General features: G+C 68.1%; 17 protein-coding genes, 3 tRNA genes and 1 pseudogene. 9 read left to right on the top strand and 12 right to left on the bottom strand.

The window, feature by feature from the left end; all coding sequences use genetic code 11:
• Positions 1–71: 71 nt before the first annotated feature.
• The 5 genes from NS3_RS18090 to NS3_RS18070 form a co-directional block, all read right to left on the bottom strand.
• Positions 72–145, bottom strand: a tRNA-Arg gene (locus NS3_RS18090).
• Positions 146–273: 128 nt separating this feature from the next.
• Positions 274–672: an NUDIX hydrolase gene (locus tag NS3_RS18085; RefSeq protein WP_067861198.1), complete on the bottom strand. Its 399-nt coding sequence runs from the start codon at positions 670–672 to the stop codon at positions 274–276.
• Positions 673–792: 120 nt separating this feature from the next.
• Positions 793–1287, bottom strand: coding sequence for a Dps family protein (locus tag NS3_RS18080; protein WP_067861196.1), 495 nt, complete (start codon positions 1285–1287; stop codon positions 793–795).
• A 116-nt stretch (positions 1288–1403) separates the two neighbouring features.
• Positions 1404–2660: a diaminobutyrate--2-oxoglutarate transaminase gene (gene ectB, locus NS3_RS18075; protein ID WP_067861194.1), complete on the bottom strand. Its 1257-nt coding sequence runs from the start codon at positions 2658–2660 to the stop codon at positions 1404–1406.
• A 190-nt stretch (positions 2661–2850) separates the two neighbouring features.
• Positions 2851–3171, bottom strand: coding sequence for a hypothetical protein (locus tag NS3_RS18070; protein ID WP_067861192.1), 321 nt, complete (start codon positions 3169–3171; stop codon positions 2851–2853).
• Positions 3172–3429: 258 nt separating this feature from the next.
• On the opposite strand from NS3_RS18070, the gene NS3_RS18065 reads away from it, so the two are divergent.
• Positions 3430–3960, top strand: a complete 531-nt coding sequence (locus tag NS3_RS18065; protein WP_067861190.1) for a DUF4254 domain-containing protein — start codon at positions 3430–3432, stop codon at positions 3958–3960.
• A 69-nt stretch (positions 3961–4029) separates the two neighbouring features.
• On the opposite strand, the gene NS3_RS30110 is transcribed toward NS3_RS18065, so the two are convergent.
• Genes NS3_RS30110 through NS3_RS18050 form a run of 3 tightly spaced genes read right to left on the bottom strand, consistent with a single transcriptional unit; the run spans position 4030 to position 6640 of the window.
• Positions 4030–4377: a hypothetical protein gene (locus NS3_RS30110; protein WP_067861188.1), complete on the bottom strand. Its 348-nt coding sequence runs from the start codon at positions 4375–4377 to the stop codon at positions 4030–4032.
• The gene (locus tag NS3_RS18055; RefSeq protein WP_067861186.1) at positions 4374–5525 is read right to left on the bottom strand and encodes a fatty acid desaturase family protein; all 1152 of its coding nucleotides are present in this window, start codon (positions 5523–5525) and stop codon (positions 4374–4376) included. The genes NS3_RS30110 and NS3_RS18055 overlap by 4 nt, the downstream gene beginning before the upstream one ends.
• A gap of 56 nt (positions 5526–5581) precedes the next feature.
• Entirely contained in the window at positions 5582–6640 is a 1059-nt protein-coding gene (locus NS3_RS18050) for a ferredoxin reductase (RefSeq protein WP_067861185.1), read from the bottom strand.
• Positions 6641–6850: 210 nt separating this feature from the next.
• Here NS3_RS18050 and NS3_RS18045 point away from each other — a divergent pair, with 210 nt between their 5' ends.
• A complete protein-coding gene (locus NS3_RS18045) occupies positions 6851–7474 on the top strand; it encodes a TetR family transcriptional regulator (RefSeq protein WP_084495726.1) in 624 nt (207 codons plus the stop codon).
• Between the two features lie 15 nt (positions 7475–7489).
• On the opposite strand, the gene NS3_RS18040 is transcribed toward NS3_RS18045, so the two are convergent.
• Positions 7490–8848 carry an MFS transporter gene (locus NS3_RS18040; protein ID WP_067861183.1) on the bottom strand — a complete coding sequence of 453 codons (1359 nt, stop codon included), beginning with the start codon at positions 8846–8848 and terminating at the stop codon, positions 7490–7492.
• 95 nt (positions 8849–8943) lie between these two features.
• Here NS3_RS18040 and NS3_RS18035 point away from each other — a divergent pair, with 95 nt between their 5' ends.
• The 3 genes from NS3_RS18035 (at position 8944) to cmrA (ending at position 12433) form a co-directional block, all read left to right on the top strand.
• Positions 8944–9477, top strand: a complete 534-nt coding sequence (locus NS3_RS18035) for a PadR family transcriptional regulator (protein WP_067861179.1) — start codon at positions 8944–8946, stop codon at positions 9475–9477.
• Between the two features lie 84 nt (positions 9478–9561).
• Positions 9562–11592: an NADPH-dependent 2,4-dienoyl-CoA reductase gene (locus tag NS3_RS18030; protein WP_067861177.1), complete on the top strand. Its 2031-nt coding sequence runs from the start codon at positions 9562–9564 to the stop codon at positions 11590–11592.
• A 37-nt stretch (positions 11593–11629) separates the two neighbouring features.
• A complete protein-coding gene (gene cmrA / locus NS3_RS18025) occupies positions 11630–12433 on the top strand; it encodes a mycolate reductase (RefSeq protein WP_067861175.1) in 804 nt (267 codons plus the stop codon).
• Between the two features lie 384 nt (positions 12434–12817).
• Here the strand turns inward: cmrA and NS3_RS18020 are convergent, their stop codons facing one another.
• Complete coding sequence (locus NS3_RS18020; RefSeq protein WP_067861173.1) at positions 12818–14545, bottom strand: helicase HerA-like domain-containing protein; 1728 nt, start codon at positions 14543–14545, stop codon at positions 12818–12820.
• Between the two features lie 220 nt (positions 14546–14765).
• Between NS3_RS18020 and orn the strand changes: the two genes are divergently transcribed.
• Together orn and NS3_RS18010 are read left to right on the top strand one after the other, a co-directional pair.
• Positions 14766–15428, top strand: coding sequence for an oligoribonuclease (gene orn, locus NS3_RS18015; protein WP_067861164.1), 663 nt, complete (start codon positions 14766–14768; stop codon positions 15426–15428).
• Positions 15429–15482: 54 nt separating this feature from the next.
• Positions 15483–15555 (top strand) — tRNA-His (locus NS3_RS18010).
• Positions 15556–15630: 75 nt separating this feature from the next.
• Here NS3_RS18010 and NS3_RS18005 read toward each other — a convergent pair.
• Together NS3_RS18005 and NS3_RS18000 are read right to left on the bottom strand one after the other, a co-directional pair.
• On the bottom strand, positions 15631–15846 hold the full coding sequence (locus NS3_RS18005) for a hypothetical protein (RefSeq protein ID WP_067861163.1): 216 nt from the start codon (positions 15844–15846) through the stop codon (positions 15631–15633).
• Positions 15847–15927: 81 nt separating this feature from the next.
• Entirely contained in the window at positions 15928–17157 is a 1230-nt protein-coding gene (locus NS3_RS18000; protein ID WP_067861333.1) for a L,D-transpeptidase, read from the bottom strand.
• 389 nt (positions 17158–17546) lie between these two features.
• Here NS3_RS18000 and NS3_RS17995 point away from each other — a divergent pair.
• Positions 17547–17619 (top strand) — tRNA-Lys (locus tag NS3_RS17995).
• A gap of 620 nt (positions 17620–18239) precedes the next feature.
• A pseudogene (locus NS3_RS17990) lies at positions 18240–18465 on the top strand (transglycosylase SLT domain-containing protein); the annotation flags it as partial.

Genomic DNA, 18465 nt, shown 5'->3' with positions numbered 1-18465 from the left:
GGCGTTTGCGCAATGCGTACACCGGGTACGCACAGGGAGTCCGGTGCAGTGTGTGCACCGGCGCATCGTTGCGCCCCCGGCAGGAATCGAACCTGCGACCTAGGGATTAGAAGGCCCTTGCTCTATCCAACTGAGCTACGGAGGCAGTGCGTCCACCATGACCGACGCGCGGCCCTGCTGTCCACCGGGCGTAAGTATAACGATTGTCCAGATTTTCGGCCGTTCGCGTCCGACACGCCTGGCCCGGGCGGGCGATCCGCTCGCCGCGACGGCCTACCAGTCGATCAGGCCGAGGTCGAAAAGGCGCTGGAAGACCAGCAGCGATCCGGGTGCGACGTGCCGCATGGAGGCGTACTCGCCGACCGTGAAGTAGCGCAGTTCGGCGATCTCGCCGCTGGGCCGCGGGTCGCCGTCGAGTTCACCGGTGAAGCAGGTCATGTGCAGGCGCACCCCGGGCGCGTGCCCGAAGGCCTCGGCCTCGAAGACGCCCAGTTGCCGGTGGTCCACAACCGCGACGCCGAGTTCCTCCCGCACCTCCCGATGCAGGGCCTGATCGGGCGTCTCCCCCGCGTCGATCTTGCCGCCCGCCATGTAGAACACCTCTTTGCCGGCCGATCGCGTCTGCAACAGTCTGCGGTCGCGGACATGAGCGAGGGCGGCTGTGCGGATCACCGGCCCACTCTACGAGCGCCCGGCAGCCGACGGCGCGACAACCCTCCGGTCCTCGCGCCGTGCCCTGTCGACTGCGGCGCTGTCCCGATCGGTCGCCGCGCACCGGCTTCCGGGAAACACTCAGCTGTCGACGGTCTGCGCCTGGAACATCCAGCGCATCTTCTCCAGTTCGGCCGTGATCCCGATCAGCAGGTCCTGGGTCACCGGATCGGCGCTGTCGGTGGCCTCGACCCGCTCGCGCATCCGGCGGACCGCGATGTCCAGCGTGGCCACCATGGCCTCGACGACCTTGCGGTCGGTCACATAGCCTGCGGGGAATTCCGGCAGACCGCGCGCCCCGGCGACGGTGGCGGCCCGGCCGTCCGGCGAGATGCCCAGGGCGGCGCCGCGCTCGGCGATCGAATCGGCGAATCCGCGTGCGGCGTCGACCACTTCGTCGAGCTGCAGGTGCAGTTCGCGGAAGTGACGGCCGACGACGTTCCAATGCGCCTGCTTGCCGATCAGCGACAGGTCGATCATGTCGGCCAGCGCGTCCTGGACGACGATGCCGACGACCTTCTGCTCGGCGGCGCCCAGAGTGGTGGTGATCGGGGTGGCGGACAGCATGGCGGTCATGAGCTACTCCTCTCGATCAGAAAGCCCGTGGAACCGAAACCCGGCTCCGGAGCTTTTCTGGAATGACTCCAGTCTATCGAGAAAGATCGGTGACGGCCGGCGCCGGGGACATGACCTCAGCCACATACCGCGGCGACCGACTCGCCCAGCACGTCCAAGCCGCGCGCCAACTCGCCCTCGCCGATGGTCAGCGGCGGGATCAGCTTGACCACCTCGTCCACCGAGCCCGAGGTCTCCACCAGCAACCCGCGATCGAAGGCCGCGCGGCAGACCTTGGCCGCCCGGGAGGCATCGGCGAACACGAGACCCTGCACCAGCCCGCGGCCGCGTACCGAGATGCCGTCACACTCCCCCGCGATGCGCTCCAGCGCCGCCCACATCACGGCGGCCTTGACCGCCGTGGCCCGCTCCAGCGCGTCGTCGGACCAGTAGTGCTCGAGCGCGACCCGTGCGGTGACGAAGGCCGGATTGTTGCCGCGGAAGGTGCCGTTGTGCTCGCCGGGAGCCCACTGGTCCAGCTCGGGACGCATCAGTACCAGCGCCATCGGCAGGCCGTAGCCGCCGATCGCCTTCGACAGCGTCACGATGTCGGGAGTGATGCCCGCGATCTCGAAGGAGAAGAACGGCCCGGTCCGCCCGCAGCCCATCTGCACATCGTCGACGATCAGCAGGATGCCGCGGCTGCGGCACAGCTGCGCCAGGGTGCGCAGCCACTCGACCCCGGCGACATTGACCCCACCCTCGCCCTGGACGGTCTCCACGATCACCGCCGCGGGTTTGTCCAGCCCGGAGGACGCATCGTCGAGCATCCGGCACATCCAGCCCAGGCTGTCGCCGTCGCCGAGGAAGCCGTCGTAGGGCATCGGTGTGGCATGCGGCAGCGGCACCCCGGCGCCGGCGCGTTTGGCGGCGTTGCCGGTGACCGACAGCGCGCCCAGCGTCATGCCGTGGAAGGCATTGGTGAAATTGAGCACCGCCTGGCGGCCGGTCACCTTGCGAGCGAGCTTGAGCGCGGCCTCCACCGCGTTCGCGCCGGTCGGGCCGGGGAACTGCACCTTGTAGTCCAGCCCGCGCGGCCGCAGGATCAGCTCGCGCAGCGCCTCGAGCAGTTCACGCTTGGCCACCGTCGACATGTCCAGGCCGTGGGTGAGGCCGTCCCGGGCGATGTAGTCGATCAGCGCCCGCTTGAGCACCGGGTTGTTGTGCCCGTAGTTCAGCGCCCCCGCGCCGGCGAAGAAGTCCAGGTACTCACGGCCGCGCTCGTCACGCAGCACGGATCCGCTCGCGGTGTCGAAGATCGTCGGCCATGACCGGCAGTAGCCGCGGACGTTGGATTCCAGTTCTTCGAATACGCTCGTCTCGGCGACAGACATCGAGAATCCTTCCTGCCCCGCGCGAGCCCTTCCGCGCTTGTGAAGCGCCTGCGTTTCTAACACTGCGCATGGTCGCGCGCTGCGCTTTCGCCGAAATCGCCGAGCCCCAGTTCTCGCGCGGCGCGCCGTAGGAGAGGGCCGGTGCACGGCTGTACGCGAGGCCCGGTGGCCGCAGCGTTGCCCGGATCGCTCAGGCGGGCGTCTCGCCGTGCGCCGAGTAGAGGCTCACCTCACCGTCCTCGCCGAGGAAGGCGTTCACCAGCATCGTGCCGTTCGCGCGCAGCTCGTCGGCCTCCGGCGCGGCGGTGGTGATGTTGATCTGCGGAATGGTCGCCCAGTTCACCACGTAGCGCTCCGGTGGCCCGTCGTCGTCGGACAGCCGCGCCAAACGGAACACCGACACGGTTTTGCGAACGATGAGGGTGCGCACGACCTCGGCGATTCGCTCGGGGTCTTCCAGCGCGAACAGAAAGCCGAACGTCAGCTCCGGCGAGGACACATAGGCGGACACGAATACCGAGGTTAGCCGATCGGAGACCGACGCGAAGGCTACTGCGCCCAACAGGTTGCCCCGGGAATGCCGGAGCCCGAACCTCGCTCCGCGAGCGTGTATTCGCGGTGAAGTCGGTGTTGCACTCCATAACAATTCGCCCGCACATCGGCGAATTATGCGTGCAGCCGTTGCACGGAGATGGCGGTCACGCTTTTCTGAGTGTGGACCGATTACCGAATGCTGCACACGAAAACTGTCGACACAGGGGGCAACTGAATGCCGACCCATGCGGGATGGACCGAAACCGGTGCGCTGCCACCGCGTTCGGCGCTGCTACAAGCACTGCGCGACACCGCGGACCTGCCCGCGCGAGCCCACCCCGTCCTGGCGACCGCCCGCGCGCTGGCCGACTGTCACGAACGCAGGCAGCGCGCCCTGGCCCTCGCGCAGAGCTCCGACGGCGCCGGGGTGTCGGCGGCGATCGTCTCCGCCGCCGTGGTCGAGGACATCGACCGCGAACGCGCCACACTGGTGGACCGGATCAACGCCTGGGTCGCCACCCATGTGGTGCACCGGCACGGCGCGTCGCTGCACACCGAAACCCTCGGCGCGGTGATCGACCGGATGGCCGCCAAATGGGTGGCCGCTCAGGCCTGCATCGAACCGGACCTCCCCAGACAGCGCCGGGAACCGTTGTGCGGCACCGACGCTCACCTGCGGTGGACCCGGCTCGCCGAACTCGCCGACGGCTACCAGGATCTGGTCACCGAGGTGGTCCAGAATCGCAGGCGCCTGCCGGTCCACTGAGAGACCGGCAGGGCCGAGAGTCCGGCAGGCCGGGGGCGAGCGCCGCGCCGGACTCGGCGAGGCGAAGGATCAGCGCCGCTCGCGGAACTCCGGCTCGGCCGGATCGGATGCGACGACCTCGGCATCGAGCAGATCGAACGCGTCGCCCCCGACGGGACCGGCGTCAGCGGAATCGGCGTCAGCGACCGAGGTTCCCGCCGTCTGCGTGGCGGCGGCGGGCTCCGATTCCTTCGCGTCGCGGCGGGCGGCGCCTGCCGCCTCCTTCATCTCGATGGCGTCGGTGATCCACTCACCGACCTCGCGGGTCACGTCGGCGACCGTCGCGGTGATGATGGTCGCGATATTTCCGACGTGCCGCGCCCCCGAGGATGTCAATTCCTGAATCAGATCCTTGTTGGCTTCGAATTTTCCGATCATCGCGCGCCCACTTCGGTCGTCGTCTTCTGACGTACCACGATAACACCGGGAGCCTGTTCGGATTTGACCCAACGAGGCGGCAGGGCCAGCACGAAAATCTTGCGCCAGACATCCAGAAGTTGCGTGTGCAACGGACCGGTGTGATAGGGCAGCCCGTACTTCTCGCACAGCGCGCGCACCTCCGGCGCGATGTCCGGATACCGGTTCGCGGGCAGGTCCGGGAACAGGTGGTGCTCGATCTGGTGCGAGAGGTTGCCGCTCATGATGTGGAACAGCCTGCTGCCGCTGATGTTGGCCGAGCCGAGCATCTGCCGGACGTACCATTCGCCCTTGGTCTCCTCGGCCGTCTCCTCCTCGGTGAACGTCTGTACGCCGGAGGGGAAGTGCCCGCAGAAGATGATCGAGTAGGCCCAGACATTGCGCACCAGGTTGGCCGTGACATTGCCGGCCAGGGTGCTGAGCGCCAGCGGGCCGGTCAGCGCTGGGAAGATCACGTAGTCCTTGAGCGCCTGCTTGCCCGCCTTCCGCCACCAACCCTTCACCAGCGGTTTCAGATCCGACCAGGACCGCTTGCCCTTGACGATGTTGTCGGCCTCGGCGTCGTGCAGCATGACGCCCCACTCGAACAGCATCATCAAGGCGAAGGCGTAGATCGGATTGCCGAGGTAGTAGGGATTCCACTTCTGCCCGTCGTCCATCCGCAGGACGCCGTAGCCGATGTCGCGGTCTTTGCCGTGGATGTTGGTGAAGGTGTGGTGCAGGTAGTTGTGCGAGTGCTTCCACTGATCGGCCGGACACACGGTGTCCCACTCGAACTCGCGCGAGTTCAGATCGGGTTCGCGCATCCAGTCGTACTGGCCGTGCATCACGTTGTGCCCGATCTCCATGTTGTCCAGGATCTTGGACACGCTCAACGCGGCGACAGCGGCCAGCCACACCGGGGGCAGGAAGCCCAGGTACATCAGGCCGCGCCCGGCGAGTTCGAAACCGCGCTGCGCCTTGATGATCGAATAGATGTACTCGCGGTCGCGCTCGCCGAGATCGGCGACGATGCGCCGGCGCAACTCCTCGAGTTCCTCGCCGAGTTCCCGTACCTGCTCGGGGCTCAGGATCAGCGGGCCGTTCTCGGTCTCGGTCAGAATCGTCATGTCATCCCCTGAAGTCGATGTTCTCGGATGTATTGCCCATGTCGGTCGTCCGGTTCTCAGATGTCGATGTCGACATCGCCGACCGGCGCGCTCACGCACAGCTGGATCGGCTGGTCGGGGTCGGACCCGGTCTCGCCGGTGCGCAGATCGCGGGTGCACCCGGTACGGCGAACCGCCGTGCAGGAGAAGCAGATCCCCATCCGGCAGCCGTAGTCCGGCGTGAGCCCCGCGGATTCGGCCTGTTCCAGCAGCGCCGCCCCGGAGTTCGGGGCGCTCACACCGCTGGCGGTGAACCGCACGGTGCCGTGCGCCTGCGCGGGGTCGACCGGCGCGGCGACGAGGGTGAACTCCTCGCTGTGCAGCCGATCGCCGAGACATTCGGCCTCGTACACCGTGCGCACCGCCGCCATCAGCGCCGGCGGGCCGCACATGTAGGTCTGCGCGTCGGCGAACCACGGCGCGACCCGCTCGAGTTCGTCGTACCCGAAATGCGCGTCGCCACGCTCGGGGTAACGCATTTCCACCCGCAGGCGCGGATGCCGGCGCGCGAGCACTTCCAGTTCGGACCGGAACGGCACCTCCTCCGGCGAACGCGCGTAATGCAGGAAGGTGATCTCGCCCCAGTGCTGCTGCTCGACGAGCGTGCGCAGCATCGACAGCACCGGGGTGATCCCGCTGCCGCCGCTGATCAGCAGCACCCGGTCGGGCCGGCGATCCGGCATCCGGAACACGCCCTCGGCCTGGGAGAGATCCACGACGTCGCCCGTTCGCGCGTGGGCGTGCAGATGCTGGGAGACCAGCCCGCCGGGGTGGGCCTTGACGGTGAGCCGCAGGGTGCGACCGGTGGCATCCTCGGCGTCGATCGGCGAATAGCACCGGGTGTGGCGCACGCCGTCGATCACGACGCCGATGCGCACGTACTGGCCCGCCACGTGACCGCGCCAGCGCCGGGGCGTGCGCAGGGTCAGCGTCACCGAGCCGGGCACCGAGCGGTTCACCTCGATGATCTCGGCACGCAACTGCCGCACGGTGAGGGTGGGACGGACGAGTTCGAGATATCGGTCCACCGGATGCGGTGTGGTCAGGGTCTGCACCAGGTCGATGAGATCCACCATTGCGTTCTCCGTACTTGTCGTCACGGTCCGTGCTCGGGCGGGAGAGCCGGCGTCACGGGCGATCGGATGTAGCTGTTCACGATTTCAGTGCACGCTTGTACACTCCTCCAGTGTGACTGAACGACTGGTACCGGTGTCAACCGGCAAGAGCTGTGATGCGAGTAACAGCAATACCCCGAGGGCATGGTGAACGGACGTATGCTCACCGTGATGACCGAGCAAGCAGCAACCCGAACCGAACGCAAGGAGCGCACGCGTGCCGCGATCCTGGACGGCACTCTCGCGCTGGCCGCGGAGCGCGGCTTCGCGGCGCTGAGCCTGCGTGAGATCGCCCGCTCGGCCGGCATCGTGCCCACCGCCTTCTACCGGCACTTCGCCTCGCTCGACGACCTCGCCGCGGCCTTGGTGGACGAGGGCGTCACCGCACTACGGCTGGCGTTGCGTCAGGTGCGCAGGCGCACGGACACCGGCCTGGCCGACACCGTGCGCTTCGTCTTCGATCAGGCCGAGGCCAAGCACGCGCTGTTCGGATTCCTCACCCGCGAACGCCACGGCGGCTCGGCGGCGCTGCGCAGGAACATCGCCCACGAACTGCAGATGATCGTGCGCGAACTGGTCACCGACATGTCCCGGCTGCCCGCACTCGACGACTGGACCCCGCGCGACCTCGAGATCGCGGCCGAGCTGATCGTCGGCACCGTGGCCGACGGTGTCGCCGCCGACGTCGCGGCGCAGACCCCGCGCGAGCGGCTCGCGATCCGGGAAGCGACCGTGCAGAAGATCCGCTTGATAGCGCTCGGCATGGACAACTGGTGGTCGCCCGGGCAACGGTGAGCGCATCCCTGACATTCACACCACGGGCTCAGCCACAACGACTTCCCGCACCGGTTCGGGTCCACGCACCGGGAGCAACACCAGCAGGCCCGCGCCGAGCACGACGAGCAGGCCGACGATCCCGGCCCGATCCGCGCCGAATATCCATACCGAGAACCCGAACAGGGTCGGCGCGAGGAACGACGCCGCGCGGCCGGTCGTGGTGTACAGGCCGAACATCTGCCCCTCCCGCCCCGGCGGGGCCAGCCGGATCAGGAACGAGCGCGCCGAGGCCTGCGCCGGACCGACGAATACCGTCAGCAGCAGGCCGAACACCCAGAACATCGCCGGCCCCGACACCACGAGCAGGGCGAGGCCGCAGACCAGCATGCTCACCAGCGACACCACGATGACCACCTTGGGCCCGATCCGATCGTCGAAGCGCCCGGCCGCCACCGCGCCCAGCGCGGCCACCACATTGGCGGCGATACCGAACAGCAGCACATCGGAGTCGTCTATGCCGTACACCTTCACCGCCAGCACCGCGCCGAAGGTGAACACGCCGGCCAGCCCGTCCCGGAACACCGCGCTGGCCAGCAGGAACCACACCGTGCGCCGGTCGGCGCGCCAGAGCTCGCGCAGGTCGCGCCACAGCACCCGGTAGGCCCCGAAGAACCCGGCCCTGGCCGCGCCGGGATCGCCCGCCCTGTCCGGGCCGGGGCGCGGCATCTCCGGGATCGCGAACATGACCGGCAGCGCGAACGCCGCGAACCAGACCGCGGACACCAGCACCACCAGCCGGATGTTGAGCCCGTCGTCGGTGGGCACACCGAGCAGGCCGCGATTGTCGCCCTCGCCCGCGATGAACCCGAAATAGCAGATCAGCAGCAGGAAGATGCCGCCGAAATAGCCCATCGCCCAGCCGAATCCGGACACTCGCCCCACGGTCTGCGGGGTGGACACCTGACGCAGCATGGCGCTGTAGGGCACATTGGCCAGCTCGAAGGCCGCCGAGCCGATCGCCAGCAGCGTCAACCCCAGCCACAGGTCGCGGTAGTCGTCGTGCACGAAGAACATGGCCAGCATGGCCACGATGACCACCAGCGTCAGCACGCCGAGCGCCCGCTTGCGCCGGGCGACGGCGTCGAACCACTGGCCGCTGACCGGCGCCGTCAGCGCGACGACCAGACCCGCCAGCCCCAGCGACCAGCCGAGCCAGGTGCTGGCCGCGATATCGCCGGGCAGGTCGTCGCCGACCTTGTCGGTCAGGTAGACGGTGAACACGAACGCCACGATCACCGCGTTGAACGACGCCGAACCCCAGTCCCACAATCCCCACGCGAAGACTTTCCCCCGCCCGGCGGCGTGCCCGATCGACTCTCGCGCGTCCGTCATGCGCACAGGCTAACGGCCGGGAGTCCGCGCGGCAGGTTTTCCCCACGGTATGCACCCCGTTGCATATCACCCTCGGTCACGCCTACTCTGACCCCATGGCACTCGAGCACGCCCTGCTGGTATCGCTGAGCGAGCGCTCCGGTTCCGGCTACGAACTGGCGCGCCGCTTCGACAAGTCCATCGGCTTCTTCTGGACCGCCACCCATCAGCAGATCTACCGGGTGCTCAAGCGCATGGTCGAGGCGGCCTGGGTCGACTGCGAATCGGTGGCCCAGGAGGGCAAACCCGACAAGAAGGTCTACTCGGTCACCGAGGCGGGCACCGCCGAACTGGCCCGCTGGGTCGCCGAACCCCTGGATATCGAGATCCCGCGCAGCGACCTCGGCGTGAAGATCCGCGGCGCGAGCTTCAGCGGCGCGGAGGCCGTATGCACCGAGATCGTCCGGCACCGTGATTTCTACGCGCACCGCGTCGAGGTGCTGCGCGCGATCGAGAAGCGCGACTTCCCCGCGCCGGACCGGCTCACCGGCTCGGCCCTGCACCAGTACCTCGTGCTGCGCGGCGGCGTCCGCACCTGCAGCGCATACGTCGAATGGTGCGACGAGATGCTGACCACCCTGCGCCGCTGACCCCCTGCCGCCGAACACCTGCCGCCGAACACCCGCCGCCGAACACCCGCCGCCCGTCGCGGGCGCCGAAGGGAGACCGTCCCCATGAGTTCCTTCCCCCACCTGTTCGAGCCGCTGGATCTCGGCTTCACCACCCTGCGCAACCGCGTGGTGATGGGCTCGATGCACACCGGTCTCGAGGACCGCGCCTGGAACATCGACAAGCTCGCCGCCTACTTCGCCGAACGGGCCGCGGGCGGAGTCGGTCTCATCATCACCGGCGGCTACTCCCCCGACCGGGTCGGCAGGCTGCTGCCCTTCGGCGCGAAACTCACCACCACCACCGAGGCGCTGCGGCACCGGCGGGTGACCCGCGCGGTGCACGAACACGGCGCGGCGATCGCTGTGCAGATCCTGCACGCCGGCCGCTACTCCTACCAGCCCGGCAGCGCGTCGGCCTCCTCGATCAAGGCCCCCATCAACCCGTTCCGGCCGCGCAAGCTGACCCGGCGCGGTATCGAGCGGACCATCGAGGCCTACGTCCGCTGCGCGCGCCTGGCCAGGCTGGCCGGTTACGACGGCTGCGAGATCATGGGTGGCGAGGGCTATCTGATCAATCAGTTCCTCGCACCGCGTACCAACGCACGCACCGACGAGTGGGGCGGCTCGGCGGAGAATCGCCGCCGCTTCCCACTCGAGATCGTGCGCCGTATCCGTGCGGCGGTCGGCGCGGATTTCATCGTCGTCTTCCGGCTCTCGATGGCCGAACTCGTCGAAGACGGGCAGACCTTCGAAGAGATCGCCGGCCTTGCCGAGGAACTCGAACGCGCGGGCGTCACCATCATCAACACCGACATCGGCTGGCACGAGGCACGGGTGCCGACCATCGTCACCTCGGTTCCGCGCGCGGCGTTCGTGGAGTTCACCGCCAAGATCGCCGAACGGGTCTCGATCCCGGTCTGCGCGTCCAACCGCATCAACATGCCCGAGATCGCCGAGGAGATCCTGACCCGCGGCGACGCCCAGCTGATCTCGATGGCCCGGCCCCTGCTGGCCGACCCGCAGTGGGCGAACAAGGCCGCCGCCGATCGGGTGGCCGAGATCAACACCTGCATCGCCTGCAACCAGGCCTGCCTCGACCACGCCTTCGGCAACAAACGGGTGTCCTGCCTGCTCAACCCGCGTGCCGGGCACGAGACCGAGCTGGTGCTCGCGCCGACCCGCCGGGCCAAACGCATCGCCGTCGTCGGAGCAGGTCCGGCCGGGCTGGCGGCCGCGGTCAACCTGGCCGAGCGCGGCCACACCGTGGACCTCTACGAGGCTCAGGACCGCATCGGCGGCCAGTTCGACATCGCCCGCCGCATCCCCGGCAAGGAGGAATTCGACGAATCGCTGCGCTACTTCGACCGGATGATCCTCGCCACGGGGGTGAACCTGCGGCTGAACACCACGGCCACCGTCGAGGACCTGCTGGCCGAACGCTACGACGAGGTCGTCGTGGCGACCGGCGTGCGCCCGCGCGTGCCCGACATTCCCGGCATCGACCACCCGATGGTGCTCACCTACGCCGAACTGGTGCGCGAGGACAAGCCGGTGGGCGAGCGGGTCGCGGTGATCGGCGCGGGCGGAATCGGCTACGACATCAGCGAATTCCTCACCGTCGAGGGTCACCCGACGCTGAAGCTCGACGAGTGGAAGCAGGAGTGGGGCGTCGAGTCCGGCGACGAGCGCGTGCCCGGCCAGCTGCGCGCGCCCGAGCCCGCCCCGCCCGCGCGCGAGGTGGTGCTGCTGCAGCGCAAGACCACCCCGTTCGGCACGGGACTCGGCAAGACCACCGGCTGGGTCCATCGCGCGGCGCTGAAGGCCAAGGGCGTGGAGCACGTCGGCGGGGTGAACTACGAGCGCATCGACGACGAGGGCCTGCACATCAGCTTCGGCGACAAGCGCGAACGTCCCCGGCTGATCCGCTGCGACAACGTGGTGGTCTGCGCCGGCCAGGAATCGGTGCGCGAACTCGCCGAGCCGTTGCGCGCCGCCGGGGTGCGGGTGCATCTGATCGGCGGCGCCGAACTGGCCGCCGAGCTCGACGCCAAACGCGCCATCGACCAGGGCACCCGGCTGGCCGCACGCCTGTAGGGCCGCGGCGAACAGGGCGAACGTTAGGCTCCCAGGCGTGAGCCTGCCTTCTCCCACCACCGACAATCGCGCCGTTGTGACCGGCGCCTCCTCCGGCATCGGCACCGCGCTGGCCGCCGAACTGGCCGGACGCGGTTACTCGCTGATCCTGGTCGCACGCCGTGGCGAACTGCTGAACGAGCTCGCCCAGCGACTCACTCTCGCGCACGGCATCACCGCCGAGGTGCGCGCGGTCGACCTGGCCGACCGGGCCCAGCGGGCGCCGCTGGTCGAGGAACTCGCCGCCCGCGACATCGCCATCCTGTGCAACAACGCGGGCATCGCCACTTTCGGCGCCATCACCGAACTCGACCCCGCCTACGAGCGCGACCAGCTCGAACTCAACGCCGTTGCCGTGCACGACCTCTCACTCGCCGTGCTGCCCGGCATGCTCGAGCGCGGTGCGGGCGGCATCCTGATCAGCGGCTCGGCGGCGGGCAACATGCCCATCCCCAACAACACCACCTATGCCGCCAGCAAGGCCTTCGCCAACACCTTCGCCGAATCGCTGCGGGGCGAGCTCAAGGACACCGGGGTGCACGTCACCCTGCTCGCGCCCGGCCCGGTGCGCACCGAAACCCCCGATCCCGCAGAAGCGTCGATCGTCGATCGCATGGTCCCCGACTTCATGTGGGTCTCCTCCGAATACACCGCAAAGGTCTCCATCGACGCCCTCGCCCGCAACAAGATGCGCGTCGTCCCCGGCCTCATCAGCAAGGGCATGAGCGTGGCGGGCCAGTACAGCCCCCGCGCCCTGAGCGCGCCCATCGCGGGCGCCTTCTACCGAAAGCTCGGCGGCTGATAGCAATCCGCCGCATCGGTGACCCAGGTTACACATCCCCGGACCGATCCCCTAATCGCACTAGGGGATCGGCCGTCCAAACATCAAGGTACCGCGCACATTCCCGGTCAGAGGCATGTTTTTGCCCCGATTTGGTCATAGCCGTCGGCTGTGGTTAAAGTTCTCACCGGTCCAACCAAGCAATCAACGATGAAGGAGTTAGTCACATGCTGCTCGAATTCGTCTCGAACCTGCTCGGCGCGCTGCTCGGCCTGATCGGTCTCTGATACCTCGAGATCGACGACTCGCCCCGCCCCTCTCGAGGTGACAGCCCGGAGGGACGGGGCGAGTCCGCTTCACCCGCAACATTTCCCGATTGCGGATACCTGCTGAGCCGGGTTCGGCTCAGCGGCGGCGACGAGTGCCGAACAAGCTGCGAGTGATCTCGCGGCCGGCCACCGTCGCCGCCGACCGCAGGAAACCCTTGACCGCCGGATTGCGCATGATCCGGTCGGCCGCCGACTCGTTCCGCTGCTCGCCCGGCGAACGCCCCGGCGTCACAGGAACTTCCGGCTTCACCGGTTCCACCGCGGCCAGCTCGGCGGCCAGTATCTCCGAGGCCGACTCCCGGTCGATCGTCTGCCGGTACTTCGCCGAGAGCCCGCCCGCCAGCGCGCGCGAAGAGATCGCGGCCTCGCCGATGGTGTCCATCAGCGACCGCGGGGGCGCGATCCTGGTCCATGCCACCGGAGTCGGCGCTCCCCGCTCCGACAACACGGTCACCATCGCCTCGCCGGTACCCAGCGACGTCAATGCCCTCTCCAGGTCGTAGTGCTCGGTACGCGGATAGGTCCGGACCGTCTTCGACAACGCCTTCTGATCGTCCGGGGTGAACGCCCGCAGCGCGTGCTGAATCCGCGCACCCAGTTGCGAGAGCACCTGATTCGGTATGTCGGTGGGCAATTGCGTGCAGAAGAACACCCCGACGCCCTTGGATCGGATCAGCTTGACGGTCTGCTCCACCTGCTCCAGGAAGGCCTTGGAAGCACCGTCGAACAACAGGTGCGCCTCGTCGAAGATGAACACCAGCCTCGGCTTGTCGGCATCGCCGATCTCCGGCAGTGTCTGGAACAACTCGGCGAGCACCCACATCAGGAACGTCGAGAACATCACCGGCCGCGCCGCCTGAGCGCCGAGCTCGACCAGCGTGATCACGCCCTGTCCGCCTGCGGTCCGCACCAAGTCGGCCGGATCGAATTCCGGTTCACCGAAGAAGGTGTCGCCGCCCTCGGCCTCCAGATTCACCAGCGTGCGCAGGATCACCCCCGCGGTCTGGGCCGACACCCCGCCGATGCCCTTCAGATCCGCCTTGCCGTCCGGGCTGGTCAGATGAGTGATGACCGCGCGCAGATCCTTCAGATCCAGCAGCGCGAGTCCCTGCTGGTCGGCCCAGTGGAAGATCAGCCCGAGCGTCGACTCCTGGGTGGTGTTGAGCCCGAGCACCTTGCTCAGCAACACCGGGCCGAAGGCGGAGATGGTGGCGCGCACCGGCACGCCGATGCCGCCGGTGCCCAGCGAGAGGAATTCGGTCGGGAAGCTGCTCGGCGCCCAGTCCAGGACGCCGGTCTCCGCCGCCCTCGCGGCGATCTTCTCGTCCTGCCGTCCCGCTGCGCTGAGCCCGGACAGGTCGCCCTTGATGTCGGCGAGCACCACCGCCACGCCCGCGCGCGAGAGCTGCTCGGCGATGCCCTGCAAGGTCTTGGTCTTGCCGGTACCGGTCGCGCCGGCCACCAGACCGTGCCGGTTCATCGTCCGCAACGGGATGCGCACCCGGGCATCCGGATCCACCACACCGTCGACCACCACCGTGCCGAGGTCGATCGCAGGACCCTCGCTCGCGTAGCCCGCCGCGATCTCCCGAGCCGCCGACGTCGCGGCCTCGCTCGCCGCGGATTCCACGTGCTCCCCCTGCGCCCCTGGCCCCGACCGCGCCGACCGCTCCGCTTCCGCCGCCCGATGCGCGGCCAGTTCGCGTTCGGCCGATTCCGCCGCGGCGGCCGCTTCCGCCGCCACCTCGGCTGCCCGCTCCGCCGCTTTGCGCGCCTCGGCGGCCTTCTGCTCGGGGGTGGTCATCGCACGTCCTCCGTCTACTCGACTCGAAACCGCACAACCGGGCACGGGCACTGCGAGCCGGAACCGACCGGGGCCGGGTACTGCTGCATCGAAGGGATCGGATCGGTCCGACCGGAGACCCTGCCGAGACTGTATCCCCGCGACGAGCCGATGGGGCGCGAGGAATCGGTGGTGTCGCGAGCCGTTCGCCGGCCGCCCACAGCGCAGTAGTGTTGCGCGGGTGTCCGACAAATTAGTGGTGTGGATGGATTGCGAGATGACCGGGCTGCGCCTGGACAGCGACAAACTGATCGAGGTGTCGGCGCTGGTGACCGACAGCGATCTCAATGTGCTCGGCGAGGGCGTGGACATCGTCATCCACGCCGACGACGCCGCGCTGGCCGCGATGCCGCCGGTGGTCACCGAGATGCATGCCCGCTCCGGCCTGACCGAGGAGGTCCGCCGGTCCACCGTCACGGTGGCCGAAGCCGAAGAGCTGGTGCTCGACTACATCCGCCAGTACGTGCCCACCCCCCGCACCGTGCCGCTGGCAGGCAATTCGATCGCCACCGACCGCGCGTTCATCGCCAGGGACATGCCCGCCCTCGACGCGCACCTGCACTACCGCATGATCGACGTCAGCTCCATCAAGGAACTGTGCAGGCGCTGGTACCCGCGCATCTACTTCGGTCAGCCGGAGAAGGGCCTCACCCACCGCGCCCTGGCCGATATCCAGGAATCCATCCGCGAGCTCGAGTACTACCGTCGCACCGCCTTCGTGACCCCGCCCGGCCCGTCCACCGCCGAGATCGCGGCCGCCGTCGCCGAGATCGACGCCGCACGGGCAGCGGCCGCGAAGAACGCCGCAACGCCGCAGGTAGACGGCATGCCGGAAACCGATTAGGGATCTTCGGGGTAGACACGCTAGTATCTAGGCCGCCGGTTGTTACCGGTGATGGTGAGTGTAGTTCAGTTGGTAGAGCACCAGGTTGTGATCCTGGCTGTCGCGGGTTCGAGTCCCGTCACTCACCCCGAAGAGCGGGGCCGGAACGAAAGTTCCGGCCCCGCTGTCGTTCCCCCGGCGTTCCCGCATCGCCCCTCCCGCGCTAACCGGTCTCGTGGATGTAGTAGATCCACACGCCGTCATCCCCTTCGGCCGACAGCGGGAACCCTCCGTCGAAGCGGCGCCACGACAACGGTCCCCCGGCGTCGGCTTCGGCGAGCGCCTCGGCCTCCCCCAGCTCCACCGCATCCCCCAGCCGCTCGTCCTGCCGATCGCAGAACTCGCACTCGTGCACCTTGCGCACGTCGTAGCCGGCCATCCGACCTCACTCTCGCCGCCGAAACGACACGGTCGCCGCGACGATACGTCGCGGCGACCGTGAGAACCAGGACAGGTCCGGCTAGGACACGTCGGCGTTGCCCGCCTTCCACGTCTCCCAGGGGATGTTCCAGTCGCCCAAGCCGTCGGTACCCGAAAGCGTCCCGGCGACCGTGTTCTGGACGATGGCGATGTCACCGCGCTTGGCGTTCTCGTAGACCCACTGGGCGTTGGCCGGGCTGAGGTTCAGGCAACCGTGACTGGCGTTGTAGCTGCCCTGCGCGCCCAGCGACCACGGCGCCGAGTGGAAGAAGATGCCGCTGTAGGACATCCGGACCGCGTAGTCCACCGGGGTGCGGTAGCCGTCGGGGGAGTTCACCGCGACACCGTAGGTAGACGAGTCCATGACGAGCTTCTCATGTTTGTCGGCGATGATGTAGACGCCGTTGTCGGTGGGTGTGCCGTCCTTGCCCATCGATGTCGGCATGGTCTTGATCACCTCGCCATTGCGCGTGACGGTCACCATCTTGGTGTTGTCGTCGGCGGTGAAGATCACCGCGTCGCCCACCACGAAGTGCGAGGTGACGTTGTTCTGGCCGTACAGGCCGTCGCCCAGATCCACACCGTAGACGTTGATCTCGATATCGACGCGGGTGCCGGGAGCCCAGTAGTTCTGCGGCCGCCAGCGCACCTCACGGTTGTTCAGCCAGTAGAACGCGCCCTCGACCGGTGGCGTGGTGGTGATCTTGATGGCTTCCTGGGCCGCCCGGCGATCGGGGATGTTCTCGTCGAACTGGATCGCCACCGGCTGGCCGATACCGACCACCTCGCCCTCACCGGGGCTCAGGTACGGCTTGGTCTGGTTGTCCGGAGAACTGGTGGTGAAGCTCAGCGTCGCGGAATTCGCGCCGCCGAGACCCACGGCCTGGGCGGCGAGCCGATAGGTGCGGCCGTAACCGAGCACCTCGGTGGTCGACCAGCTGCGACCGTCCTGAGCGAGCGCGCCCTGCACCGCCTCGCCCTGCTCGTTGATCAGCTCGACCCCGGTGAAGCGGCCGTCCTGGACCTCGAAGGTCATCGGCATGCCCGGCGAGACGCCCTTGTCGCCGTCCTTGACCGGCGAGAGCAGCTTCGGCTTGATGAGTTCGGTGATCGGATTGCGATCGATGGCTATCGACGAACTGTCGTTCGCCGCGGTGGAACACGAGGTCAGCACGAGCGCGAGCAGGGCGAGCACGAGCGCGGGAAGACTCAGCACTCGTGATGTCCGGCGGGTTAGTCGCACTCGACGCCGACCATGACCAATGCTCATCATCAACCCCGTTTCACGTCCAGACGCCGCCCGACACGCCTGTACGACACGTGTTGACGACTCGATTTCAACCGATGCGGAACCTCAACCCACCGCACATCGACCCACCGCTCGGCAGGCCCGGTCGAGAACCTGACTGCCATTCTGCCAGCCGGGTTCGAGGTGTCCAATGACCGCGCTCACGCCGATGGTTCGCGCCGACGCGCGACGAGAGAAGCTCCCCGACTGTGCATCGCGCGCGAACCCGCGCCCGTTACCGCCGGCCGAGGGCTCCGACCGGCCGAGCCATACCCCCCACAATGGCCTTTGAACAATGGCCTTTGACCAGCCGATTTCACTTCTGCGCCCACCTGCTGTTAATGTTTGTCCCGCACCGGAACACGGAGCACGCGCCATTAGCTCAATTGGCAGAGCAGCTGACTCTTAATCAGCGGGTTCGGGGTTCGAGTCCCTGATGGCGCACCTCACGAAAGCCCGCTCGGCACGCGCCGGGCGGGCTTTCTTATGAACTCCCCGTCCCTCGTGAACCCACCGGCCTACCCCTCATCACGAGATCGCAGCGGACGGAACGGTCGAAATTTCGGGACCGAACCGTCATTCGGGCGTTATCGCGCCGAGATGTTCGAAACATTTCTGTGACCCTCGCCACGGAATGTTTGGCGGCAAATCCCCAGGAAGGGGCCCGATTACCCCGGCCCGGCATCGCCGATCCAAGATCGCCGAAGCTCGCCATTGGCTTGTCGTTCACCTTCCGTTAACCTTTCGTGACCATTCTGCAACCAGGTCACAGCGACCTGGGGTTCGGTTACCGACCAGCCGTGGCACGTTCCACCGCCCGGCGCCTCCCCGAGCCCCGTCGCTCCACCCGAAGTGGAGTTCCGCGCGACGCCCGCGGCCGCACTCGATGTCGAGTCGCCGCGACAGGCATGACGTCGTGTCCGCCGGACCGAAGTGTCCGTCACAACAGAACCGACAACAGCACACCGATTCCATCGGCTCGAGGCCTGCCGCCCCGCGCCGCCGGATCCGCGCTGCTCGAGTGCGATTCGGACCACGTCCCAGACCAAGGAACCGATTCAGCGATGCCCGACACCCGTCTGCTCAACCTCCGGCGCACCACCGTCCGCGAAGGCATGACCCTCGCGGTGGCCGCCGCGGCCGTCCTGGCGGTCACCACCTCCTCGGCGATCTCGGTCGCCGACGACCGCCCCGCCGCCCGCTACACGCTGGTCGCCGAGCAGCAGCCAGTCGCCGAAGGGGCCGCACCCGAGGCCGTGTCCGCCGAGCAGGCCGCGCCTGCCGCGCCTG

It is taken from the genome of Nocardia shimofusensis NBRC 100134, assembly GCF_001613125.1.
Lineage (GTDB): Bacteria > Actinomycetota > Actinomycetes > Mycobacteriales > Mycobacteriaceae > Nocardia > Nocardia shimofusensis.
This window is presented reverse-complemented; position numbering and strand designations above follow the sequence as displayed.